Origin of the sequence: Acinetobacter sp. LUNF3 (genome assembly GCF_022699605.1) — a bacterium.
In the GTDB taxonomy this organism is placed as follows: Bacteria; Pseudomonadota; Gammaproteobacteria; order Pseudomonadales; family Moraxellaceae; genus Acinetobacter; species Acinetobacter johnsonii.
The window spans coordinates 665276-689302 of record NZ_CP093968.1 but is presented as its reverse complement, the minus strand read 5'-3'; the positions used below and the strand labels follow the sequence as shown (position 1 = coordinate 689302).

General features: G+C 42.7%; 20 protein-coding genes. 8 read left to right on the top strand and 12 right to left on the bottom strand.

The features are described from left to right. Positions 1-88: 88 nt before the first annotated feature. A complete protein-coding gene (locus tag MN200_RS03255; RefSeq protein WP_242760036.1) occupies positions 89-682 on the top strand; it encodes a hypothetical protein in 594 nt (197 codons plus the stop codon). 46 nt (positions 683-728) lie between these two features. Here MN200_RS03255 and gspE read toward each other — a convergent pair whose 3' ends face one another. Further along, positions 729-2216, bottom strand: coding sequence for a type II secretion system ATPase GspE (gene gspE / locus MN200_RS03250; RefSeq protein ID WP_242760035.1), 1488 nt, complete (start codon positions 2214-2216; stop codon positions 729-731). Positions 2217-2321: 105 nt separating this feature from the next. Here gspE and MN200_RS03245 point away from each other — a divergent pair, with 105 nt between their 5' ends. Together MN200_RS03245 and MN200_RS03240 are read left to right on the top strand one after the other, a co-directional pair. Continuing rightward, entirely contained in the window at positions 2322-3143 is an 822-nt protein-coding gene (locus MN200_RS03245) for a hypothetical protein (protein WP_004692248.1), read from the top strand. A gap of 9 nt (positions 3144-3152) precedes the next feature. Next, the gene (locus MN200_RS03240) at positions 3153-4076 is read left to right on the top strand and encodes a mechanosensitive ion channel family protein (protein WP_004692251.1); all 924 of its coding nucleotides are present in this window, start codon (positions 3153-3155) and stop codon (positions 4074-4076) included. A gap of 49 nt (positions 4077-4125) precedes the next feature. Here MN200_RS03240 and MN200_RS03235 read toward each other — a convergent pair whose 3' ends face one another. After that, a complete protein-coding gene (locus MN200_RS03235) occupies positions 4126-6822 on the bottom strand; it encodes a DUF2339 domain-containing protein (RefSeq protein ID WP_125274110.1) in 2697 nt (898 codons plus the stop codon). 162 nt (positions 6823-6984) lie between these two features. Between MN200_RS03235 and polA the strand changes: the two genes are divergently transcribed. Then, positions 6985-9750 carry a DNA polymerase I gene (polA, locus tag MN200_RS03230; protein WP_242760034.1) on the top strand — a complete coding sequence of 922 codons (2766 nt, stop codon included), beginning with the start codon at positions 6985-6987 and terminating at the stop codon, positions 9748-9750. A 143-nt stretch (positions 9751-9893) separates the two neighbouring features. Here polA and MN200_RS03225 read toward each other — a convergent pair whose 3' ends face one another. Genes MN200_RS03225 through ppx form a run of 5 tightly spaced genes read right to left on the bottom strand, consistent with a single transcriptional unit; the run spans position 9894 to position 15009 of the window. After that, the gene (locus MN200_RS03225; RefSeq protein ID WP_004979206.1) at positions 9894-10463 is read right to left on the bottom strand and encodes a YggT family protein; all 570 of its coding nucleotides are present in this window, start codon (positions 10461-10463) and stop codon (positions 9894-9896) included. Between the two features lie 25 nt (positions 10464-10488). Next, complete coding sequence (gene proC / locus MN200_RS03220; protein WP_171054246.1) at positions 10489-11325, bottom strand: pyrroline-5-carboxylate reductase; 837 nt, start codon at positions 11323-11325, stop codon at positions 10489-10491. 22 nt (positions 11326-11347) lie between these two features. Next, entirely contained in the window at positions 11348-12694 is a 1347-nt protein-coding gene (tilS, locus tag MN200_RS03215; RefSeq protein WP_081313222.1) for a tRNA lysidine(34) synthetase TilS, read from the bottom strand. Further along, on the bottom strand, positions 12631-13455 hold the full coding sequence (locus tag MN200_RS03210) for an acetyl-CoA carboxylase carboxyltransferase subunit alpha (protein ID WP_004692261.1): 825 nt from the start codon (positions 13453-13455) through the stop codon (positions 12631-12633). The genes tilS and MN200_RS03210 overlap by 64 nt, the downstream gene beginning before the upstream one ends. A gap of 30 nt (positions 13456-13485) precedes the next feature. After that, positions 13486-15009 (bottom strand): exopolyphosphatase, encoded by a 1524-nt coding sequence (ppx, locus tag MN200_RS03205; RefSeq protein WP_004692262.1) that lies wholly within the window; start codon positions 15007-15009, stop codon positions 13486-13488. Between the two features lie 263 nt (positions 15010-15272). On the opposite strand from ppx, the gene trxA reads away from it, so the two are divergent. From trxA to MN200_RS03190, 3 genes are all read left to right on the top strand, one after another. Further along, positions 15273-15599: a thioredoxin gene (trxA, locus tag MN200_RS03200; RefSeq protein ID WP_058868973.1), complete on the top strand. Its 327-nt coding sequence runs from the start codon at positions 15273-15275 to the stop codon at positions 15597-15599. A 330-nt stretch (positions 15600-15929) separates the two neighbouring features. Next, complete coding sequence (gene rho, locus MN200_RS03195; protein WP_004692266.1) at positions 15930-17198, top strand: transcription termination factor Rho; 1269 nt, start codon at positions 15930-15932, stop codon at positions 17196-17198. A gap of 410 nt (positions 17199-17608) precedes the next feature. Next, positions 17609-17866 carry a hypothetical protein gene (locus MN200_RS03190; protein ID WP_005400740.1) on the top strand — a complete coding sequence of 86 codons (258 nt, stop codon included), beginning with the start codon at positions 17609-17611 and terminating at the stop codon, positions 17864-17866. A gap of 140 nt (positions 17867-18006) precedes the next feature. Here the strand turns inward: MN200_RS03190 and MN200_RS03185 are convergent, their stop codons facing one another. The 3 genes from MN200_RS03185 to pheS all read right to left on the bottom strand — a co-directional run bounded on the left by MN200_RS03185 (position 18007) and on the right by pheS (position 21794). Further along, positions 18007-18303 (bottom strand): integration host factor subunit alpha, encoded by a 297-nt coding sequence (locus MN200_RS03185; protein WP_004649746.1) that lies wholly within the window; start codon positions 18301-18303, stop codon positions 18007-18009. Continuing rightward, a complete protein-coding gene (gene pheT / locus MN200_RS03180) occupies positions 18300-20681 on the bottom strand; it encodes a phenylalanine--tRNA ligase subunit beta (RefSeq protein ID WP_058868972.1) in 2382 nt (793 codons plus the stop codon). Before pheT ends, MN200_RS03185 begins: the two co-directional genes overlap by 4 nt. A 132-nt stretch (positions 20682-20813) precedes the next feature. Next, the gene (gene pheS, locus MN200_RS03175) at positions 20814-21794 is read right to left on the bottom strand and encodes a phenylalanine--tRNA ligase subunit alpha (protein WP_058868971.1); all 981 of its coding nucleotides are present in this window, start codon (positions 21792-21794) and stop codon (positions 20814-20816) included. A gap of 157 nt (positions 21795-21951) precedes the next feature. Here pheS and MN200_RS03170 point away from each other — a divergent pair, with 157 nt between their 5' ends. Further along, positions 21952-22968: a hypothetical protein gene (locus MN200_RS03170; protein ID WP_058868970.1), complete on the top strand. Its 1017-nt coding sequence runs from the start codon at positions 21952-21954 to the stop codon at positions 22966-22968. Positions 22969-23029: 61 nt separating this feature from the next. On the opposite strand, the gene MN200_RS03165 is transcribed toward MN200_RS03170, so the two are convergent. Both MN200_RS03165 and MN200_RS03160 read right to left on the bottom strand, forming a co-directional pair. Then, positions 23030-23242, bottom strand: a complete 213-nt coding sequence (locus MN200_RS03165; protein ID WP_004692273.1) for a hypothetical protein — start codon at positions 23240-23242, stop codon at positions 23030-23032. A gap of 129 nt (positions 23243-23371) precedes the next feature. Next, the gene (locus MN200_RS03160; RefSeq protein ID WP_058868969.1) at positions 23372-23923 is read right to left on the bottom strand and encodes an adenylate kinase; all 552 of its coding nucleotides are present in this window, start codon (positions 23921-23923) and stop codon (positions 23372-23374) included. Between the last annotated feature and the right edge of the window lie 104 nt (positions 23924-24027).

Genomic DNA, 24027 nt, shown 5'->3' with positions numbered 1-24027 from the left:
CCACTTAAAAAGAAAGACTAATTTTTAGGTGGATTTAATTTATTCAAATATTCTATATTGACTTAAACAATGTAGAAAAACACCTAAAATGAAACGTGACAAATCAAATGATGAAACTTTTCTTCAACTGACTAATATTGCAAATAATTTCAAATCGACTGAAGAAAATTATCTCCTTTCCTATCCTTATTTTTTAAATTACTTCCAAAATTTAGAATCTATCAATTTAGAGAATTTGGTTATCGGAATAAGTTTTACTTATTCTTGGATGCCCACGATCCTAAAAGCGCTAAATCTTAAAAATACAGAAGAAGTTCTCTTCATCTTAAATGAAGTCAAAAAAGGCAAACTTATCGATGAACAACAACTTACAACGCTAAAAACTACCTTTAACAATTCACTTGTTGGTACATCAAAACTCTTACATTTTATAAACCCAAAGCAATATGCGATTTGGGACAGCCGTGTTTTTAGATTTCTAAACGATGTAGAACCACATAAATATAGACTAGAAAAGCCCAGAGCTTATATTAAGTATTTAAATCTTATCGAAGAGCTAAAAAATGAAAAAGCATTTACAGCATTTTTTGAGTTAATGAAACAAAAAGTTGGTTATGACATTACGGAATATAGAGCTTTGGAACTTGCATTTTTTAAAGGCTCTCAATTTCAAAATAAATGAACCCGTTAAAATTTCATTTTTTAAATTTAATCTTTAGCTGTATTCATTACTCTGCCGCTTCATTGGTCACACGTAATACCTCTTCCAGTGTGGTTTTCCCCGTCAACACTTTACGCAAACCATCATCACGAATAGAGCCTGAGTGTCGTCGTGCATAACTTTCTAATTCAAACTCAGCGGCATTGCCATGAACTAAACGACGCATTTGATCATCCACAGCGAAAATTTCATAAATCGCCGTCCGCCCTGTAAAACCTGTATGTGAACAACGTTCACAGCCATTCGGTTGAGGTAACTGAAGTTCTGCTTTTGGATTCAAATGCTGAAACAGTTGTGTTTCAAAAGTATCGGCTTCATGCCATGTCACACAATGGCTACATAAGGTTCGCACTAAACGCTGTGCAATGACACCAATCAAAGAGCTCGACAGCAAAAATGGCTCAATGCCCATATCTTTTAAGCGGGTCACCGCACCAATGGCCGTATTGGTATGCAGTGTAGATAAAACCAAATGCCCTGTGAGCGATGCTTGTACCGCAATTTCAGCCGTTTCCAAGTCACGTATTTCACCCACCATTACTACATCAGGGTCTTGACGCAGCATGGCCTTTAAGGCTCTCGCAAAAGTCATATCGACTTTGGTGTTGACTTGTGTCTGTCCAATCCCTTCCAGTTGATATTCAATCGGGTCTTCTGCGGTCAAAATATTTTTCGAACCGTCATTAAGGTCTGAAAGCGCCGCATAAAGCGTTGTGGTTTTACCCGAACCTGTCGGCCCTGTGACCAAAATAATTCCGTGTGGTCGATGCACCAATTGAGTTAAACGCTCATAGTCAGGTTTCAATAAGCCCAAATGGGTCATGTTCAAACGACCAGCTTGTTTATCTAATAAACGCATCACCACACGCTCGCCATGTGATGATGGCAAAGTCGATACACGCACATCCACTTCACGACCGGCTAAACGCAGTGAAATACGCCCATCTTGCGGAATCCTTTTTTCGGCAATATCCAATTTGGCCATGACTTTAATACGAGACACCAACAGCGGTGCTAGTTCACGGCGTGGTTGCACAATTTCACGTAATTGCCCATCAACACGTAAACGCACCGATAGTTTCTTTTCAAAGGCTTCAATATGAATATCAGATGCGCCAACACGAATGGCTTCAGACAATAACGCATTAATCAAACGAACAATTGGAGCATCATCTTCTTGATCCATCAGATCTTCAGCTTCAGGCACTTGGTCAGCTAAACTGAGTAAATCGGGATGATCTTCTAAACCTGCGGCCACTTGTTGTGATTCGCCACTGTCCCCTGCATAGCTACTGCTTAAAAGCTGGTGAAATTCTTCATCACTACACAGTTGATGTTGTGCTGCCACACCTAAAAAACGACGTGCCTCTTGCAAAGCCAACAACGGCGTACTTTCACGGCGCACAATAAAGGCTTGATCGCCTTCGTAACGCAACAGCACGCCATGACGCTTCGCAAAACTATAGGGAATTTGTAATTGTTTAAGCACTTGCATCTTAAAATTATAATAATGATGAAAAATATTATTTTGAGTGTACTCTAAGCATATGACAGCGTGAAGTCTGTTTTTCACTGATTTGCAATATAAGGAAATGTGCTGTTGCCTAATATGAATGAACTGTTTGAATCGGATAGCCCCAATTTAAAATGGTGGGGGGAATACAACTTTGAGTTGAATCAAGCTCGTGCGTGGCAGTTCGGCTCATTACTTTTTCGCCTCACCCGCGGTCTACAAGAATGGCGTTTAGAGTTTCATCGTCCTCAAGTTCAGTATGACTATGAGCAAAAATGGCATGCGATAGAAGATCCACATTTCGCCTTTCCGCAACCCGTTGAAATTAAACGCTACATGTTTAAAAACACTCACCATACGATTCAACTGATGCCACGTTTGGCCGATCGTTCAGTGGTAATTAAACCTGTCGATCCGATTTATATTCCAGCCGGTCAGCGCGGGACGTTGTATATCAGCACTCCGTTATGGATTTCGGGTTTTATTGAAGGTCAGCGCGATCCCCTATTTGATATTCCTGTGATTTTACCCAAAGAAACTTGGTTTGGGCCAAACCACCGTACAGGTGAAATTGCCTACGCTACGGCTGTCGATGGTCGAACTGAATTGCATCAACTCAAACCACGTGCATTTCGTGCAGTGACGCCCATTGAGTTCCACAACACCAGCCATTTACAACTGCGTTTTGACCGCATGAACGTACCTGTTTCAGCCCTGCCTTTATTTTATAGTGAAAGTACGGATCGACTTTGGACATCGCAAATTAAAGTCTTACATGAAGGCGCCGATCGGCCACCGCGAATCCGTATCGAGAACCGTACGCCTCCGCATGCAGGCAAAGTGATTTATGTGCATCCACCGCGCTCTTCGGCGAGCGCATTATTTAATATGTTTGATTCATTCTTCTAAGGGGGACAGATGCCAAACTCAAATATTCCCCAAGAAATTACCAGTAGCCTAAAAGGCATTTTTACCAACATCAATACAGAACGACTAACGGAAATCTTAATTGCCTTAGTGCTGTGTTTTGTTGGGTTTCTCTTGGCACGTCTGGTTTCAAATACCTTTATCCGAACCATTGGCACCAAGTTTAACGCCCACCAACGACTGGTCTGGCGTCGTGGTATTTTTTACTTTATTTTTCTAATTTTTGTGATGGCCAGCCTCAAAGAAGCTGGTTTTAAACTCAGTGTGTTCTTAGGCGCCGCAGGTATTTTGACGGTTGCTTTGGGTTTTGCCTCACAAACCTCAGCATCCAACTTAATCAGTGGGTTGTTCCTGATTGGTGAAGGTTCTTTTGAAATTGGTGACACCATTTCAATCACCCTTATTCGTGGCAATACCATTGAAGGTGAAGTCATTTCAATTGACCTCCTCTCGGTTAAGCTACTCACTCAGGACAACATTTATGTACGACTGCCGAATGAACAACTGATTCGAGCGCCTGTTCACAACCTCTCTAAGTTTCCAATACGGCGTATTCCCATCACCCTAGCGATTAACTTTCATGAGAACATCATTAAAGTACGTGAAGTGCTGATTGATGTGGCTAATAAATATCCTTTGGTGCTTGCAGACCCTAAACCTGCCGTCACCGTCACCGCCTTTCGTGAGTCTTCGATTGAGTTACTGTTTGCCGTGTGGTGTCAGCAAGAACACTTTTTGCAAGTGCGTGATGAAATGCAGGAACGTATTCGTAATGGTTTCTTAGATAACCAAATCGAAATTCCTGTGCCGAAAATGGGTTTTGTCGATCATCCGCTTTCGCGTCCATTATCCAATGAAGAAATTGATCAATATGCCAATGCGCAAGCCTTGAAACGAGAACCGAATATCAAATAAATAGCCTCAGCTCCTTATGATCCCTGCAGACATAAGGAGCTGAATTTGTTTAATTGGTCTTTTCCTCAAGTTCAGGCATCGGTGCAATATACGCAATCACCAACATCACCAAACCTGCACCTAAAAATGAAATCACGCGGGTGAGTGTCCCAATGTGAGATAAGTCAAACAAGACCAATTTCAGCGTCACAAGAACTAAAATACACCCACCAAAAATCCACAATGAACGCAAGTTCCGTTTGGTCGCCGTCAGCATGCAAATGAAAGCCAAACTGACCCAAAGCAAAGTAAAGCTCAGTTGCACCAAGGCGTTTTCCCACATTTTCCAGTCATTATAGGGTGTTGCAAAATAGACATGCAGCGCACGTAGCACCACATAACTACTGAGCCAAAGTAGACTCGACATCATCAAAATGGCACCCAGACTTTTTTCCAAACCCGCTTTCATTTGTAAATTCAGCATCCAAATGAAACCGATCAGCATCGCAATACTGACCCAGTCAAATGGGTTAAAAATGGGTAACCTGTACCCTACAAAAGCTTGTTGGCTAAATATCTGAGAACACACAATCCACAACAACATGAGCACTAAGGTATTGCGTGCTTGCCAAAACTGTCTCCATCCCGTTTGAGTTGGTTGTGTATAGCACCATGCAGCAAAGGCCAGCGGTAAAATAACGATGCTCAGATATGGCATACTTGGAATGAGGGTTAAACTGGTGAGCGCCAAACTCAATAAAGCACCCAAACTCACCCATTCCAGCTCATCTTCCACACCCTGTAACGGTCGTAACCACAGCAAGGTGAGTAATCCGCTCGTTAAAGCAAACAATACACGGTCTAAGCCAGAATGCCACATAATGATGCCATCATGGCTCAGGTCAACTAAGAAAATAAAGGCAACCGCATAGAGCGGAATCAAGCCAACCCATTTGGGCAATAGCCATGACCAACTGGCTTTGCGGTAGAGCAACCATTCATTCTGCACTGTATATAAAAGTACGATGATCAGCAGCGCCATCGTCACCTGACTTTTACTGTGGATTTCATCCAAAAGTAAAATAAACAACATGCTGGTTGCTGAAAGCAATTGTAAGCAAAAAAAGGCAATCGTGGCAAAAGACAGCTGTTGTCTAAAGCGCTCTATACTGTTGGCAACGGCAACTACAGCAAAATAACTCAGACACAACGCCCAATAAACTTCCGTTGGAAAACGATTAAGCTCCACCACATAGTACAGGCTTGAGAGCCCTGCCACGGCCAATAAGCCCATCGCCAAATAACGACTCAGAGCGGAATTTCGATATAAGGCATACATAAAGATCAGTGCACCCTCAACACTCCAACCCACCACCCCCCACTGATCAGGTAGTAAAATAGGGGGAATCAGCGCCAAGAAGACCAAGCTCAAACTGAGATAACTTTGCGCAATCAGCTCAACGCTATGGGCTCTTTTTAGCAGTTGATAAAGCATGGCATAGAGCGCTGCGAAGCCTAGACTAAAACCTGCCTGCCAAATCATTTCCTCAAAATACATCACATACAAAAAAGCAAAAGCAACAATAGGTGCAGCAAAAATCAAAGCTACATCCAAAATCGGTTTTAACTTAAACTGAGTTAAATCCTCACGCGCCAACAGTTGACTATAACGAAAACTCAACCAAATAAAGACCGTACTATGTGCCAAAACCAACACGGCCAGCATGTCTCGCTCAGACGCTTTACCCTGGTAAAAGGCATAAGCGCCGCCTACGACCACCGTCATTAAAAAAGCAATTTGGTTGAGGACTTTCCACGGTCTGAACGTGCTTAAAACAGCAACCGCAATATTAATGACCAAATAATAAGCCACCAGCTCTATCGCAGTGGCATTCCGTACAGGCAAAGTAAAAGGCGCCAAATAAGCAATGATCATCGCCATCAACGCCAGCTCAATCGACTGCTGTTTTAAACTGAGCCAAAGTGTCACTGCCATCACCACTGCAAAGCACAGGCTCGCATTCGCTAAACTTGCAATCACACCGTTGTAGTAAGCAAAAAACAAAGTCAAAAATAAGCCTGACAGTCCAAGTGCTTCCAAAGCCAAAGCAAAACTGCGGTTTTTGTGCCGAAGCACATAACCAAAGATCACAACGCCCAAACTGACTGCAGCAACGAGGCTCAGCTTAACAGCAAGACTCAACTGCCAATGTTCGGTGGCAAAGCGTAATAATAAAATAAGCCCAATCAGCAGTATCACAATCGCAACTTTTAAGACAGGATTGCCCTGCCAAAGCCAGCGTTTCACTTGCTCACTGAGATTTAAATTATCTGTGTTGTTTAGAATAGTGGGTAAAGAGGGAGAGTTTTCAGATTCTAGGATTCGGTCGGATATCACCTGATGTGGTTGTGCTTGCACGGATAACAATAGATATTCTAGACGACGCAACCATCGAAAGAAAAAGAACAACCAACCACTGATCCCCAATCCAATGAGTCCGCCCCATTGTCCCACCATACCAATTAAAATGACGAAAGCAGCAAGGTAAAGCGGCACTTTTGACGTTGGCTGAAAAGCAATGCCTCGTTGTTCCGCCAAGGTCATACTAGGGTTTTCAATGCTATCAACATAGTGCATAACACTCATGATCAAAGCAATTCCACACAATGCACTTAACAGTGGCACAGCTAAAAACCATGCTGCAATTGCAACAATGGTCAGCCCCATCAACCACATCATGCGAATTTCACGCTGTCCAGTTTGCATCCGTTCTCGATCTCTTTTTCTCATCTTCAAATCATACATCAGCTTGTAGTGCATCTTTAAGCGCTGAACGGTAACCATCTATGCCAATCGGTACATCAATACACTTTGTTCTGCGTCAAAATCACGTACAATAAACGGGTTATTTGGATAAGGAATCTTGCAATGCCACCATTTGTCTTGGTCGATGGCTCATACTTTTTATTTCGTGCTTTTCATGCCTTGCCACCGCTCACCACGTCAACTGGCTTACATACCAATGCAATCCGTGGGGCAATTTCTGCCATCCAAAAACTGATGCGTCGTACCCAGCCAACCCATATGGCGGTCATTTTTGATACGCCAGAACCAACTTTTCGTCATGTGCTATCACCAATTTATAAAGGTGACCGCCCAAGTATGCCTGAGGAGTTATCAGAACAAATTCCATACTTGCATGCCTTAATTCGTGCTTTGGGTATCCCCTTATACATGCTCCCAGGTGCCGAAGCAGATGACATCATCGGGACTTTAGCCAAACGTGCGGAAGCCGCGGGACAGCAAGTGCTGATTTCCACAGGCGATAAAGACATGGCACAGTTGGTGACCGATAAAGTCACCTTAGAAGACAGCTTTAAAGACAAGCCGATGGATGTGAATGGCGTGTTTGAAAAGTTTGGGGTGTGGCCAAACCAAATTATTGACTATCTGACTTTAATGGGCGATGCCTCTGACGGCATTATGGGTGTTCCGGGTGTCGGGGCTAAAACTGCAGCAAAACTATTAACAGAATATGGCTCAATTGGTGGCATTTTAGAAAATGTCGATAAAATTAAAGGCAAAGTCGGTCAAAACATCAAAGAACATGCTGATGGCATTGCGCTTGATCACCAACTGGCAAGTATTGTCTGTGACTTAGAGACAGGACTGACCTTTGACGATCTGAAACTCCAAGATCCGAATACCGAAGCCTTACGTTCACTGTATACCGAGCTTGAATTCCGTCAGCAGTTGCAATCGCTCGATCATCCAAACAATCCCAATAGTGCAACCTATAAACAAGCAACACAAGAAATTGTAAAATCAGCACAATCTGAAACTGTTATCAATACAGAAGATCAGGCTGTTCAAAGCAGCGTCGATGACCAACTGGGTCAAGCGAACTACCATACTGTGCTCAGTGCAGAACAGTGGACTCAATTATTCAAACGTTTAAGTACAGAAAAACGTTTTGCCTTTGATACCGAAACCACCAGTTTAGACTATCGCGTAGCGAAAATTGTTGGTTTCTCGGTCGCGTTCGATGCGCAAGATGCGTATTACGTTCCACTTGCGCATGATTATGAAAATGCACCTGCGCAGCTAGATCGTGAACAGATCTTGGCGCAAATTAAACCTATTTTAGAAGATAAATCGGTTCAGAAAATCGGTCATCATTTGAAATATGATGCGCATGTCTTAGAAAATCATGGCATTGAACTAAAAGGCTGGTATTTCGATACCATGTTGGCATCTTATGTACTCAATGCTGTGGCGACTCGTCACGGGATGGATGACGTTTCGCGTCTCTACCTCAGCCACTTAACCACTACTTTTGAACAGGTGGCGGGTAAAGGCGCAAAACAAAAAACATTTAACCAAATTGAGATCGAAACCGCCGCGCACTATGCCGCTGAAGATGCCCATGTAACCTATCGCCTGTTTGAAGTTCTCGATGCCAAACTACAAAAGCATCCCGAACTGGTCAATATCTTGCACAATGTCGAAATGCCAGTTGCCCGTGTCCTGACCATCATGGAAGAAAATGGCATTGAGCTCGACTTAGGCTTCCTTGACCAACTCGGTGTTGAGTTTGCCAATACCATGGCCAACCTTGAAAACCAAATTACCGAACTGGCAGGACAAAGTTTCAATGTCAGCTCGCCGAAGCAAGTCGGTGAGATTTTGTTTGATAAACTCGGACTTAAGGGCGGCAAAAAAACCGCAACAGGTCAGTACAGTACCTCTGAAAGTGTTTTAGAGAAAATTGACCACCCGATTACCGAGCTGATTTTGGACTATCGCGGTTTATCTAAACTCAAAAGCACCTATACCGATGGCTTATTAAAACAAGCCAACAGTGATACCCATCGTGTGCATACCAGCTACCACCAAGCACTGACCGCAACTGGTCGTTTGTCTTCGACCGACCCCAACTTACAGAACATTCCTGTGCGTGAGGAAATTGGACGTCAAATTCGTAAAGCCTTTATTGCACCACAAGGTCGCGTGCTCTTGGCAGCCGATTATTCACAAATTGAACTGCGTTTAATGGCGCATTTCTCCCAAGATGAAGCCTTGGTCGATGCTTTTAATCATGGGCAAGATGTTCACCGTCGTACAGCGGCTGAGGTCTTAGGTGTTGCACTTGAAGATGTCACGTCAGACCAACGTCGTCAGGCCAAAGCCGTCAACTTCGGTCTACTCTACGGCATGTCTGAGTTTGGCTTAACCCGTCAACTCGGTTTTAGCCGTGAAGAATCGCGTGGCTATATTGCGAAATACTTCCAACGTTATCCGGGCGTGCTCGACTATATGGAACGTACCCGTCAAATTGCACGTGAACAAGGTTTTGTCGAAACCATTTTAGGCCGTCGCTTGTATACGCCCGATATTATGGCAAGCAATAAAATGATCAAACAAGCGGCTGAACGTGCCGCAATTAATGCACCGCTGCAAGGTTCTGCTGCGGACATTATTAAAATGGCGATGATTGCTGTTGATCAAATGCTACCTAAAGATCAAGCCAAAATGCTACTACAAGTACACGATGAATTGGTTTTTGAAGTCGATGAAAGTATTGCTGATGAACTGGCTTCGAAACTGGCAGACGTGATGCAATCTGTTTTACAAATTTCTGTGCCATTGTTGGTTGAAGTCGGCAAAGGTCGAAACTGGGATGAAGCCCACTAAAACATTTGCACCTTCCTCCTCCTAGGAGGAAGGCTGGTATGGAGGTCATTTGCCGCCTAGAAGAAATATCAACGTCTTCACCTGAAAATTTCAACCACAAAAAAAGGACTCGCAATCGAGTCCTTTTTTATATCGCTACAATCTTATAAACCAGTGAGCAGGACAATCGCCACTTCATTCATAATCATTTCAGCTATATACAGCGCCAAGAACGCCACGATTGGAGAAAGATCAATCATCCCCATATTGGGCAATAAACGGCGAAACGGTGCCAATAATGGTTCAGCAAGCTCTTGAATCACTTCGATATAAGGCGAACGTGACTGCGTAAACATCACCACCCAACTTAAAATAATCGTTGCAAAAATTAGGTAACGGCAGAAACGAATCAAGTCCTGAATCATGGTCACAAAAGTTAAAATGACCAAATGCACAGGACTATTCGGCATCGCTCCAGAGAGATACATGACGCCAAAAATTTTCAGTAAGTACAATAAAACCAAAAGCACTAAAGCCGCTAAGTTAACGCGGCCTTTCGCTACATTTGGAAAAATACGACCAAACATATCCACAATTTTAGTGGCTTTTACGGTCGACATCACCACTGGGTTATAAAAGTTAACCGCTGCCAACTGCATGAGAAAGCGGAAGAACACCAGTAAAATTGCAACGTTAATAATGATGCCAAAAATTAGCGCAGAGTTTGCACCCATACTTGAACTTTCCTAAATAAAACGATTATTTGCTACTTTCACTCAGCTCTTGAGCAAGTTCCTGACTGCGCTTTTGAGCAGCAGCCAATGCAGCTTGGATATTTTGTGAAATTTGTGCACGATCAAACACTTCAAGTGCCGCTTGGGTTGTACCATTCGGTGAAGTGACATTTTTACGCAATTCAGCTGGTGTATTTGAGCTCGTGATTGCCATTTGTGCCGCACCCAATGCCGTTTGCAACGTCAATGCCGTTGCTACTTTTTCATCTAGACCGAGGTTTTTACCTGCACGAATCATGCTTTCCATCATATAGAAGAAATACGCAGGACCTGAACCAGACACCGCAGTCACAGCATCAATTTGCGCTTCCTCGCCTACCCATAAAGTCAAGCCTGTTGCAGCCAGTACTTGGCTCGCCAAATCACGGTCTTCTTTATCTACAGCCTCAGTGGCATATAAACCATGCGCACCTGTTTGTACTAAAGCAGGCGTATTTGGCATCACACGAACAATACGATTACTGCCAGCAAGTGCAGCAATCGTAGCAATTTCAGCACCCGCAACAATCGAAATAATCAACTTACCGTCAAATAAACCGTTTAATGGCTTTAAAACATTGGCTAAAACTTGAGGTTTAACCGCTAAGACCACGACATCGGCTTCACGAATAGCAGATGCGTTATCCTCAGTCACCACCAAGTCTTTTTCGGCCAATAAATGACGAACTTGTTCAACAGGATCAGAAACCGTAATGCGAGTTGAAGGTAAACCACGTGAAATCAACCCACCAATGAGGGCTTGAGCCATGTTACCACCGCCGATAAAACAAATATTACGATTCAACACTGCGCTCATGATTATTTCTCTATCCTGAATTTTTTAACTAAGCGATTAAATTTGGTTGCCATCCACCCGCTTCACAATAAGCCGACTCGACCAACCAAAATCCTTTAGGCGTAAAAACACCAAGCATAACATTATCTATGCTTAATATTTGTATTGTATGACGTTGCCACGGAAAAATTTGTGCGCTCTGAATGGCTTTTTTCAACGGCCATGCCCCAACACGTCCATACAAATGCAATTTTTCCCCACCTAAACGCGGTTTTATCTGTAAAGGCTGCTCTAATAATGCAGAAGACAGTCCATATTTTTGTGTTTCAATGCGATATTGCCCTGAAGCCAATGCATAAACTTGATCTAAACTAAAACGCTGCTCAATTGACTCAATCGTCTGACATTGTTCAGACAAATACTCGGCTTTACTGACACGAAAGAGCTGTTGTTGATAGCGTACATAATAATATTGGTTCCAATGCAATGCGGCTTGAGCATCCACTTTGGATTCAATCACTTCATCAAACAAGCGTTGCACCATATCAAAAGCAGGGCGATATAAATCCTCACCTTTCATCCAAGCAGAAAGCAACTGTCGCTGTCTCGGTGCAGACAACTGACGAAATGGGGTTAAATTTAAAACCGAAGCATTCCCACAACTGACCCAATCTTGCGCCAACACATCGGCTAAAATCGTTTCGGCATCTTGCATTAAGTAACTGGTACGCACCAAAGCTTGCTGCATTTTCGGAAAGCGTTGTTCTAAAATTGGCCACAATTCGGCTCGGCACCATGCCCGATCATAACTGGTATCAAAATTGGTTTGGTCTTGAATATTTCTCAGTTGCATCTCAGCAGCCCACAGCTCAATTTGCTGTCTGGACAAAGCCAATAGAGGGCGCCAAATTATAAATTGCTCTCGTATGTCGATGCTCTGCATGGCGGCTAGTCCATGAATCCCCGTACCAGAGAGTAAACGGAGTAAAACGGTTTCGGCTTGATCTTGTTGATGATGGGCGAGAACTAAAATTTCATTGGCAAGAAGATGCTTCTGAAAGGCCGCATAACGTGCACTACGCGCTTGGCTTTCTACATTGCCTGTATCAACATCCACCGCTTGAATCACACATGGGACATCCAAGACATAGCATTGTTCTTGAACAAAGCTGCCCCACTGCGGACTGACATCCTGCAATTGATGATCAATATAGATAGCGCGAATGCGCTTGGGAAATAAATGAGACATCAAATGGAGTAGCAGCATGGAATCCATGCCACCACTACATCCGATTAAAAAATGAGGCTGTTCAGGCGTATCCTGAAACTCAGTTAAGACACTAGCCCTAAATTGTCGCTGCCAAACTTCATTAAACGTTGGTAACGTGCTTCGCATCGTTCATTCGCATCCATTGGTTGCAACTCAGCCAATGCATCTTTTAAAACGGTTTTTAAAGCATGCATGACTTGTTCTGGGTTGAGATGAGCGCCTTCACCTTCGTCGACCACATATTCAACAATACCAATTTTCTGTAATTTTTCAGCCGTCAAGGCCAAAGCTTCGCTGGCTTGCTCTGCTTTTTCAGCTGTTTTCCATAAAATAGATGCACAGCCTTCAGGTGAAATGACTGAATAAATACTATGGGACAACATCACCACACGGTCAGCCACACCAATACCCAGTGCACCGCCTGAACCGCCTTCACCGAGTACAGTTGCAATGACAGGCACTTTCAAGCTTGAAAGTTGTGCCAAAGACGTTGCAATTGCTTCAGCCTGACCACGTTCTTCTGCACCCACACCTGGATATGCACCCATGGTATCAATAAATGTAAAGACGGGTAGATTAAAACGTTCAGCCATATCGAGTAAACGTTGTGATTTACGGTAACCTTCTGGGTTACTCATACCAAAGTTATGTTGTAACTTTTCACGCGTACTACGACCACGGTGTTGACCCACAATCATGACTGGCTGACCTTCAAAGCGAGCTAATCCACCGATCATTGCACCATCATCACCAAATAAGCGATCACCATGCAAAGCATCAAATTCGGTAAAAATTTCACTCACATAATCTAAAAATTGCGGACGCTCAGGATGACGTGCAATTTGAACCGTCGTCCATGCTTTGGATTGCGCAGCTTTATTCTTCATAGCTCAACCATAAATCCCTAATTGACCAATTTATTCATCGACAAATTGTTCTGATTGGATATCCAGCTCAACATCCCAATGCTTAAATTGCGCTTGCTCATCATGCAAGTCTGCAACCAGCAAAGGCCATTGCGCGGCATTACCAGAAACACTCAGCTGCCATTGTTGCGCATTGCCTACTGTTAATTCAATGGCAGGAAGCATCTGATCGCTACGACTATGATTCAGTAAAACTGCGAGGCGAAGTAACAAACATAGATAGACTAATTTGTTGCCGCCAACCTTCATCACATCGACACGCGCGTCACTGCGTAGCTTACGACGGTGATGGGCCACCAAATGTGATAGATGGTTTTGATCAATTTGTGAGAAGCCCGCAATGTCAGAATGTTGCAGTAAATATGCGCCATGACGATGGTAGCCGGCATGGCTAATCGCTAAACCAATTTCATGCAGATAAGCCGCTCGACGCAGTAAATCACTGTCTTCTGTGGTTAATTTTAGCGAATCCGCCACACCATCAAACAAATGCTGAGCCATGTTCACGACCCGTTCAGCTTGTTTTGGATCGGCGTTATAACGGCCCATTAACGCTTGTACAGAACGATCTCGAATATCTTCATGTTGAAAACGTCCCAGCAAGTCATACATCACCCCTTCGCGTAGGGCACCATCTGAATACACCAGTTTATCTAGTTCGAGTACATCAAAAATGGCATACAAAATAGCGATTCCGGCTGGCAAAACTGCTCGACGGTCTTCTTTTAGACCATCAAATTCCATCTCAGCGACATGTTTATATTTGAGCAATTTTTCTTTAAGCTTATCTAAACCGTCACGGGTGAGTTCTTCTTTTTCATTACTCCAACCCATATTCACGGTAATTTGACGACACGCTTTGATGGTTCCACTCGAACCGACCACCGTATCCCAACCCGCTTCTTTATAGGTATTGGCAATACCAGACAGCTCCTTACGCGCTGCTACCACAGCTTTATCAAAACTTTTTTGGTTAATTTCACCGTCGACAAAGAAGGCTTTTGTAAATGCTACACAGCCCATTTGTAAAGATTCGGTATGAATGGGCTCAAATTCTTCACCAATAATCAGCTCTGTCGACCCCCCACCAATATCAATCACAAGACGGCGTCCACTGTTTACCATGGTATGAGATACACCTAAATAAATCAGACGAGCCTCTTCACGACCTGCAATAATTTCGATGTGCTTCGGCAAAATTTCTGCCGCTTTTTGAATAAATTCATGTCCATTTTTGGCTTGGCGTAGCGCATTGGTCGCCACAATTCTTAAACGATTCGGCTGAACCGAACCTAAGCGTCCGACAAAGCGAGATAAACAGGCCAAACCACGTTGCTGTGCGGCTTCTGTTAAGTTTTTATTTTCATCTAAACCCGCTGCTAACTGTACTTTTTCTGACATTGACGCAACTTTTTTCACTTCGCCATGGTCCACTCGCGCAATCGCCAAGTGGAAGCTGTTCGACCCCATATCGATGGCAGCAAGTAACTCTTCATCAATCAAAAAATCAGACATGATTTAATATAAACCTATACAGAATTGTGCTTAGATTAATTCACCTCCATGCAATTTAAAAGCCATTTGTGGTCAGAAATTGACGAGCTTTTAAAATTTCGGCATATATGACAATTGTGTTACACGATCAGTAACATCGTGAGCTTCAATTAGACAAATTCAAACTAAAGGTTGAAAATTTAGTAATCCATCTACTCAGTGATAGCAGGCTATGACATACTATTAGCCATAAAACTATCCAAAAATTGAAACTGGAGCTATCCATGTCTGGCAATATCGTAAATACAACTGATACAAACTTCGACGCTGATGTACTTCAATCAGACGTTCCTGTGCTTGTTGACTTCTGGGCAGGCTGGTGCGCGCCATGTAAAGCAATTGCACCTGTATTAGAAGTATTGGCGAACGAATACGAAGGTAAAGTGAAGATTGTTAAAGTTGACGTGACTTCTTGTGAAGCAACGGCTGTGAACTATAACATCCGTAACATTCCTGCATTACTCATGTTCAAAAATGGTGAAGTTGTTGCTCAACAAGTGGGCGCTGCACCAAAATCGAAATTGACTGCTTTCATTGAAGAAAGCATTTAAGCATCCGTTTAGATTGAAAATGAAATACGCTGTCTAAACAACAGCGTATTTTTTTCGGCTATAAATTGACAAGTCTGTCTTTCTCTCTTATATTGCATGATCAAGAGATAAAGGATTATTCAATCCTGTCATTTTCTTAAAAGACACAACACATAAGATCGCCGCTCGGCAATACAAATTGTTTTGACACGTTTCTCTTCAAACAATGAATCAGTCCTCTGAATTGTTATAGTTCAAATACAATTGCGTTACTTCATTGCATGTCTGCGGCTAAATGTTGCTTCCTTTTCATCCTGTAATTTAGAATTTTTGATTCTTATCTGACCTCCTATGAATTTAACCGAACTCAAGAAAAAACCGATTGGCGAACTCATCAAAATTGCTGAATTTATGGGCCTCGAAGGAATGGCTCGTAACCGTAAGCAAGACATTATTTTTGCCATCTTAAAGCGCCATGCGATGAATGGCGAAGAGATCTTTGGGGATGGCGTTTTGGAAATTCTGTCAGATGGCTTCGGCTTCTTACGCTCTGCAGCGGGTTCTTACCTTGCAGGCCCAGATGACATTTATGTTAGCCCATCTCAAATTCGTCGTTTCAATCTACGTACTGGTGACACCATTACGGGAACCATTCGCCCACCCAAAGAAGGCGAACGTTATTTTGCACTGTTAAAAGTGAACCAAATTAACTACGACACGCCAGAAAACTCACGTAACAAAATCTTGTTTGAAAACTTAACACCACTTTTCCCAACCGAACAATTGGTGATGGAACTTGGTAACGGGACGACAGAAGATTTAACTGCACGTGTAGTTGACTTGGTTGCACCTATCGGTAAAGGCCAACGTTCAATTATCGTAGCGCCACCAAAAGCGGGGAAAACCATGTTGTTACAAAACATCGCTCAGTCGATCGTGCGTAACAACCCTGAGTGCTTCCTGATCGTTCTTCTCATTGATGAACGCCCTGAAGAAGTGACCGAAATGGAACGTACTGTTCGTGGTGAAGTCATTGCGTCAACGTTTGATGAATCTCCTGCTCGTCACGTTCAAGTGGCTGAAATGGTGATTGAAAAAGCAAAACGTTTAGTTGAGCACAAGAAAGACGTTGTGATTCTGCTCGACTCCATTACCCGTTTAGCACGTGCTTATAACACGGTTGTGCCTTCATCTGGTAAGGTTTTAACTGGTGGTGTGGATGCACATGCGCTGGAACGCCCTAAGCGTTTCTTCGGTGCAGCTCGTAATATTGAAGAAGGTGGCTCACTAACCATCATTTCTACAGCTCTGATTGAAACTGGCAGTAAAATGGATGAAGTGATCTACGAAGAATTTAAAGGTACAGGTAACCAAGAAATTACACTGGATCGTCGTATTGCTGAAAAACGTGTCTTCCCTGCGATGAATATCAAAAAGTCTGGCACCCGCCGCGAAGAGCGCTTAATGTCTGAAGACAATCTACGTAAAGTCTGGATTTTACGTAAGTTACTTCATACCCAAGATGAACTTGCAGCAATGGAGTTCTTACTTGATCGCATGAAAGAAACCAAAACCAACGATGATTTCTTTGATCAAATGAAGCGTAAAGCGACCAGCTAACCCGACCTACTTCACCTAAAAAGGCTGTCTTAACGACAGCCTTTTTATTTGGTTGACTTAGCTTACACAAAGCAACATTACATTCCATTCTCTGTAAACTTATTTGCAAGTTTTTGATAAACAAAAATTTGAAATAAAAACCTTCATCTTTTTAAATGTTTATTTAGTACTTATCCAATACTAACCTCATCATTGATTGTTATTTTCTGTTAAAAAAGCCCTGTTTTTAGACCTTTTTTATCACTTTTTTCATCCCAGCTAGTAGCAATTCAAAATGCGCAGTGATAGCATATTTGCAGACCAGTTAGGCTGCTCCTGCATTGTTAGTCCCTAACAAAATTAGGAACAATAAAAGCATACAACAGACTAACGTCGGTTTTTTTTAATCTCATATTTTAGAGAGTGATGCCATGTTATTCAAAAAAATCGCTATTGCTGCTGCAGTTGCTACTACTTTAGCTTTCGTTGGCTGTGCTAAGAAAGAAGAAGCTCCTGCTGCTGAAGCTGCATCTGAAGTTGCTGCTGCATCTGAAGCTGTTGAAGCTGCATCTGAAGTTGCTGTAGATGCTGCTGCTGCTGCTTCTGAAGCTACTGTTGCTGCTTCTGAAGCTACTGCTGCTGCTTCTGAAGCTACTGTTGCTGCTGCTTCTGAAGCTAAAGCTCACTAATCTCTTAGAGATTAGTCAAAAAGAGAGCCTGTGGCTCTCTTTTTTTATACTCAAATTTTATCAAAAAACGACATTCTATTATTTTGCAAGCATTGAATCAGCCAAACGATCACCCAAAATTTTAAGCAAAAAAAAGCAGATCAATCGATCTGCTCATTTCCCACACGCTGGCGGAATTTCTGCCCTGCGCGGAAGGTCACTACACGGCGTGCAGAAATCGGAATTTCTTCACCCGTTTTCGGGTTACGACCTGGACGTTGACGTTTATCACGCAACTCAAAGTTACCGAAACCAGAAAGTTTAACTTGCTCACCAGAGATTAGCGCTTGGCTAATCTCATCAAAGAACAACTCGACCATTTGCTTAGCTTCACGACGGTTTAAACTCGTGAGCTCACTTAAATGGTCAGCCATTTCCGCTTTTGTTAATGCTGTCATGAAGCCCTCAATGTCGCCTGATAAGTGTTTTCCAACACTTGTAAAATATGATCCATACCAGATTTAATTTCAGCATCTTCAAGCGTACGTGATGGGTGTTGCCAAAGAAGTGCAAATGCCAATGAGCGCTTACCATCTTCAACGCCTTGCCCAGTGTACACATCGAACAACCAAATCGAGTCCAAAAGCTCACCGCCTGTTTTTTCGATAAGTTGCTGAATTTCACTTACATTTATCTTATCACTAATTAAAAGCGCAATATCACGTCTAACCGACGGAAAACGTGATAATTCTGTAAAATTAGATACATAAGTTTGCAAAACAGCCGATTGATCAAGTTCAGCCACCCAAGTTGTGCTCAAATCCAGCACATCTTCTAAAGATGGATGTAATCGACCAAAGTAACCAATAGATTTGCCATCGACTAAAACCTCAGCAGACTGTCCTGGATGCAACCAGCTACGCTCAGAGCGAACATATTCAACCTGCACACGACCTGCTGCCAATACTTCTTCAATTTCACCTTTGAAATCAAAGAAATCCATAGCTTGAGGTTTAGCATGCCAAGTTTCTGAAGTTTTTGCACCTGTTGCAATCACTGCAAGGGTAGGAATTTGTTTCAAATCATGAATAGATTCAGCATCTTGATAGTCAAAACGTAGGCCCAATTCAAAAAAACGTACACGACTTTGTTGGCGGTTAACGTTGTATTGCACACACGGAATCAAACTAGAGAGCAGTGTTGAACGCATCACGGCTAAATCGCTTGAAATCGGGTTAGCCAAAGCCAAAGGATTCACAGCCGCATTGAGTTGCTTCTCAAGCTTTAAGTCTGCAAAGCTAAAGCTAATCGCTTCTTGATAACCCAAAGTCACGAGAGTTTGACGAAGCTGAGCTATTTCAAATTGGTCTTGATATTGCGCCAATTTCGCTTCAATTTTTGGCAAACTGATTTGAATATTGTCATAACCATGAATACGCGCAACTTCTTCAATCAGGTCTTGGTAGATTGCCATATCATAACGGTGTGAAGGCGGTACTACAGACCACTGACCTTCTGCTTTAACCGTCACAGCACAACCTAAACGGGTTAATGCATCTGCAATAAATGCAGCATCTACGCGATAACCAAGCAATTGATCCACTTGTGCTTGTTCTAGCTCAATCGCTTCACGCTTCGGTAAAACAGCCGCTTGTTCTGCTATCGTAATCGGACCGAACTCGCCACCCGCCAATTCAGCAATCAATTGTGATGCGCGGTGCATCGCGAGCATTGGGAGTTCAAAATCCACGCCACGCTCATAACGCTGTGATGCATCGGTATGCAAACCAAAGCTACGGGCACGACCAGCAATGGCTAATGGAGCAAAGAATGCAGACTCTAAGAAAATGTCTTGAGTTTCATCGGTAACAGATGAAGACAAGCCACCCATGATGCCTGCAATCGCCAATGCTTTTTCATCATCCGCAATCACCATAACTTTTTCATTAAGCTCAACTTCTTGTTCATTCAGTAGAACCAATTTCTCCGCCGTATTCGCTTGACGAACTTGGACTGAACCTTGAATTTTTGCTGCATCAAAAGCATGGAGTGGTTGCCCTAACTCCATCAGTACATAGTTGGTAATATCAACCAAAATACTGTGCTGGCGAATCCCTGAGCGAACCAAAGCACGTTCCATCCACTCTGGGGTTGCTGCTTTAGTATTCACGTTTTTAATCACACGACCTAAATAGCGTGGGCAGCCTTCAGTGCTCACCACAACTTTTTTCTCATCAGCAATAGTCGCAGCAACGGCATTAATTTCAGGTGCAGTCACAGTCAGTTGGTTAATTACCCCAATTTCACGGGCAATACCACGAATACTGAAACAGTCACCACGGTTTGGCGTGATGCTGATATCAATGACATGATCATCTAAATTTAAATATTCACGAATATCCACACCGACAGGTGCATCAACGGGCAGCTCTAAAAGGCCATCAATTTTGTCTTCTAGATCAATTTCAGATGCACCACACAACATCCCTTGTGATTCAATGCCACGAAGTTTGCCTTTCTTGATTTTGAAATCGCCTGGAAGCACAGCACCAATGGTTGCCACTGGGACTTTCATACCAACCCGTACGTTTGGTGCACCACAAACAATTTGTAAAGGTTCCCCTGAACCAATATTCACTGTGGTCACACGTAAACGGTCTGCATCAGGATGTTGCTCTACCGTCAACACTTCACCAACAACCACGCCAGTGAACGGTTTTGCCGCAGGCGATAAATCATCGACCTCTAAACCCAACATGGTCAGTTGATCAGATAAAGTATTGCTATCAACGGCTGGATTAACCCATGTACGCAACCAATTTTCGCTAATTTTCATTTTGTTAAAAACCTATAAATCTAAATTTTTGAATCCCCCTCTAACTCCCTCTTTTGGAAAAGAAGGAGAACCCCGAGTCATCACAAATAACTCCTCTCCTTCAAGGAGAGGCTGGGAGAGGTATAAATCTGTTTAAGCAAATTGGCGTAAGAAACGCACATCGTTTTGGTAGAACATACGTAAGTCATTGATGCCATAACGAAGCATCGCAAAACGTTCCACACCTAGACCGAAAGCAAAGCCTTTGTATTTTTCAGGATCAATCCCTGCTGCCTGCAAGACATTTGGATGTACCATGCCACAACCAAGCACTTCTAACCATTTACCACGCTCATCCATAATATCCACCTCAGCACTTGGCTCTGTGAATGGGAAATAAGATGGACGGAAACGCACTTTTAAGTCTTTTTCAAAGAATTCGTTTAATAGATTAACCAACAAACCTTTCAGTTCTGCAAAGCTGGTATTTTCAGCGACATACAGACCTTCAATTTGATGAAACATTGGCGAATGCGTTTGGTCAGAGTCACAGCGGTATACACGACCTGGACATACAATACGAATCGGGGGTTGCTGGGTTTCCATGGTACGAATCTGCACACCAGAAGTATGGGTACGTAACAAATGTGTCGCATCGAAATAGAATGTATCGTGCATTGCACGCGCAGGGTGATGCCCTGGAATATTTAAAGCTTCAAAATTGTGGTAGTCATCTTCAACTTCTGGCCCAGTTTCAATCACAAAGCCCGCTTTGGTAAAGAACTGACAAATACGCTCTTGTACTTGAGTAACGGGGTGAATACTACCAATCGTTTGACCACGACCCGGTAAAGTAATATCCACCGTTTCACTTGCAAGTTTTTGCGCCAACGCCGCTTGTTGTAATTGTGTTTGGCGTTCAGTTAAAGCACCGGTAATCGCTTCGCGGACTGCATGAATTTGCGCACCAAAATTTTTACGCACTTCAGGGTCCATTTTACCTAAAGCTTTTGATTGCTCAGCGAGCTGGCTTTTCTTACCCGTAAACTGCACTCGTACTTGATCGAGTGTAGCAAGGTCCTCTGCTGCTGCAATCGCAGCAAGCGCTTCAGTGGTCAGGGCTTCCAGTGACATAGTAACTCTCAAAGCAACAATTTATAAAATTAATAAAACCCCATATTCTATCAGTTTTTAAGCACGTTGATGAAGCTCTACGATCAGGAAAATTTGTTTAGTACATGGTTTTATAAACAGGTTAAGATAGGGCCATCACAGAAGAGAACAACAAACGATGTCGCTTGATCCTATTTGGCAACAACAACTTACTTTAGTGACTTATGGCAATGAATATTTACGCCACAACCTAAGTTTCCAACGTTGGTTAGAACATGCCATTTTTGACCGACATTGCTTTCAGTTTCGTGATCTAAATAGCCAACATTTACTGGCTCAGCATTTTCAAGTCTGGCTTGAAGCCTTAAAAAAACAAGGGGTCAAACAGCTCAGTCTGCATAGTTCAACATTGCTAGCAGACGAAAAGAACCCCAACCCAAATATTGAACTGCTTGCTACCCCCCATATTATTGTGAGCCATCAAGCACAGCAAAAAACAGCTTGGATTTTTGGTAAAGAACTGGCGGAGTGGTACAGCGCTGAACACGATTTTATAATTCCAAAAACACAACAAAGCTCAATCCGTAGTGAAAATTTATGGCGTTTTGAACTGAATCACAAACTCAGCAAACGCATTGAAGCGGACTTACAAACGCCAAAATGGGATGAAATCGAAAACTTTACCGAACAAGAACTGTTTAGTGCGCCATTTGCACAAGGTTTAGTAGAGCCTGAGTCGGTGAACTTACCTTACTATGGACAACAAGAGGCCACAGATGAAGCTCATCATCTCGCTCTTTTACCAACAGACTACGCTGCTGATTATGCACACCAAACGCTGTATCGTTTAGATGCACTATCAGCATTGATCCAGACTAAGATTCAACATCCTTATAATGCAGAAGGCCAAGTGCTCACGCCAGATGAGCAATTGAACCTACGTCATTTTGAACAAAAGATTGATGATTTAAGTACCAAGTTTATCGTGAAAGTGGCCAATCACTATCAAACCGCGCAGCTCACCCCCAAAGACACGACTACACCACTTGATGCTCGCAATCATTCAACACCTAAATTAAGTGCGATAGAGACCAAGCCTCATGAAACACACCACAAATCGGGGAAAACCGGGGTATTTGCTTTAATCATAATTACGATTTTGATCTGTGTAGTTGGCTATTATTTTGGCTTATAAGCTATTAGAGATATATCAAAGCGCTCCTCTCAAAGAGCGCTTTTTTATGGTCTCAATTTGTTCAGGCGGTAATTAGAAGATTGAAGGGCCGGATTTTGATTTGCACCTTATGCTGATTGGCATGTTGATTAATATAATGATTAACCGAAACCACCTCGCCTTCAAGCTCCGCATCAGGTCCATACATAATTTTGACCGACTCACCTTTTCTGGGAATCATTTGTAATTCCACCGTGATACTTCCCTGTCCCATCCCAGTAATTTCCGCAAGCATATCCTGCTCCTTTTCTTTTTAATCTTTTTATTTATTAGGCATCGGCCACCTTTGAGATTAAAGCAGATTTATGTAACTCAAGCTTAACGATTCATCTTGATCGCTGAGTATGCACTGATATTTTTTTATTTAAACGCTATGCTTTTCAACAGCCAACTGATTTAAAAAGCAACTCACCTGTTTTGGTGTCTTTAAATGAATCCACTGTATATGTTGATATTCAGGCATCTGCATCATTTTTAAGTATTTCTGTCGGTTTTTAGCATGTGTTTTGATCATCCACCAAATAATCGAGTCCCGACCAAACATCCGCAGCAAACTTTCCCGATTATTCGAGTTTTCCCATAAATCCTGTTGCGCCCATGCCCGCTGAACCGCACGCTTCACTGAACGGTAAAGGTTGACTGGAAACGGTAAGTCCAACCAAATAACAGTATCAATTTCCGCCCATTTCACAGGAATGGCGCGGGTATAGTTACCATCGATCACATAGCCCTGTGTTGCCTTTTGGACTTCTGATTCAATCTTGGCAAAGAAGACTTCATCGGGACATTCTTGCCAGTCATCAAGCCAAAATAGATTATCAAGCTCGATATAATGCAAATCCAACTTTTCGGCCAAAGCTCTGGAAAATGTAGACTTTCCCGTGGCAGAGGTTCCTACAACATTAATTTTTTTCATAACCATCTACCCAAGACTCGAAAAGAGTTAAAAACTATATCTAGAAGTTTCAATACCTAAAACATTATTAGCAATAAAATTACAATTAAAGTAATAGCCTAAAA

Excerpts from the sequence above, each read along its gene's own strand:
- ppx (WP_004692262.1), bottom strand. The coding sequence starts at position 15,009 with ATGTCTGATTTTTTGATTGATGAAGAGTTACTTGCTGCCATCGATATG.
- rho (WP_004692266.1), top strand. The coding sequence starts at position 15,930 with ATGAATTTAACCGAACTCAAGAAAAAACCGATTGGCGAACTCATCAAA.
- MN200_RS03225 (WP_004979206.1), bottom strand. The coding sequence starts at position 10,463 with ATGGGTGCAAACTCTGCGCTAATTTTTGGCATCATTATTAACGTTGCA.
- MN200_RS03165 (WP_004692273.1), bottom strand. The coding sequence starts at position 23,242 with ATGCTTGCGGAAATTACTGGGATGGGACAGGGAAGTATCACGGTGGAA.
- trxA (WP_058868973.1), top strand. The coding sequence starts at position 15,273 with ATGTCTGGCAATATCGTAAATACAACTGATACAAACTTCGACGCTGAT.
- MN200_RS03210 (WP_004692261.1), bottom strand. The coding sequence starts at position 13,455 with ATGAAGAATAAAGCTGCGCAATCCAAAGCATGGACGACGGTTCAAATT.
- MN200_RS03240 (WP_004692251.1), top strand. The coding sequence starts at position 3,153 with ATGCCAAACTCAAATATTCCCCAAGAAATTACCAGTAGCCTAAAAGGC.
- pheT (WP_058868972.1), bottom strand. The coding sequence starts at position 20,681 with ATGAAAATTAGCGAAAATTGGTTGCGTACATGGGTTAATCCAGCCGTT.
- MN200_RS03235 (WP_125274110.1), bottom strand. The coding sequence starts at position 6,822 with ATGCAAACTGGACAGCGTGAAATTCGCATGATGTGGTTGATGGGGCTG.
- gspE (WP_242760035.1), bottom strand. The coding sequence starts at position 2,216 with ATGCAAGTGCTTAAACAATTACAAATTCCCTATAGTTTTGCGAAGCGT.
- MN200_RS03255 (WP_242760036.1), top strand. The coding sequence starts at position 89 with ATGAAACGTGACAAATCAAATGATGAAACTTTTCTTCAACTGACTAAT.
- MN200_RS03190 (WP_005400740.1), top strand. The coding sequence starts at position 17,609 with ATGTTATTCAAAAAAATCGCTATTGCTGCTGCAGTTGCTACTACTTTA.
- MN200_RS03185 (WP_004649746.1), bottom strand. The coding sequence starts at position 18,303 with ATGACAGCATTAACAAAAGCGGAAATGGCTGACCATTTAAGTGAGCTC.
- pheS (WP_058868971.1), bottom strand. The coding sequence starts at position 21,794 with ATGTCACTGGAAGCCCTGACCACTGAAGCGCTTGCTGCGATTGCAGCA.
- MN200_RS03170 (WP_058868970.1), top strand. The coding sequence starts at position 21,952 with ATGTCGCTTGATCCTATTTGGCAACAACAACTTACTTTAGTGACTTAT.
- tilS (WP_081313222.1), bottom strand. The coding sequence starts at position 12,694 with ATGCGAAGCACGTTACCAACGTTTAATGAAGTTTGGCAGCGACAATTT.
- MN200_RS03160 (WP_058868969.1), bottom strand. The coding sequence starts at position 23,923 with ATGAAAAAAATTAATGTTGTAGGAACCTCTGCCACGGGAAAGTCTACA.
- polA (WP_242760034.1), top strand. The coding sequence starts at position 6,985 with ATGCCACCATTTGTCTTGGTCGATGGCTCATACTTTTTATTTCGTGCT.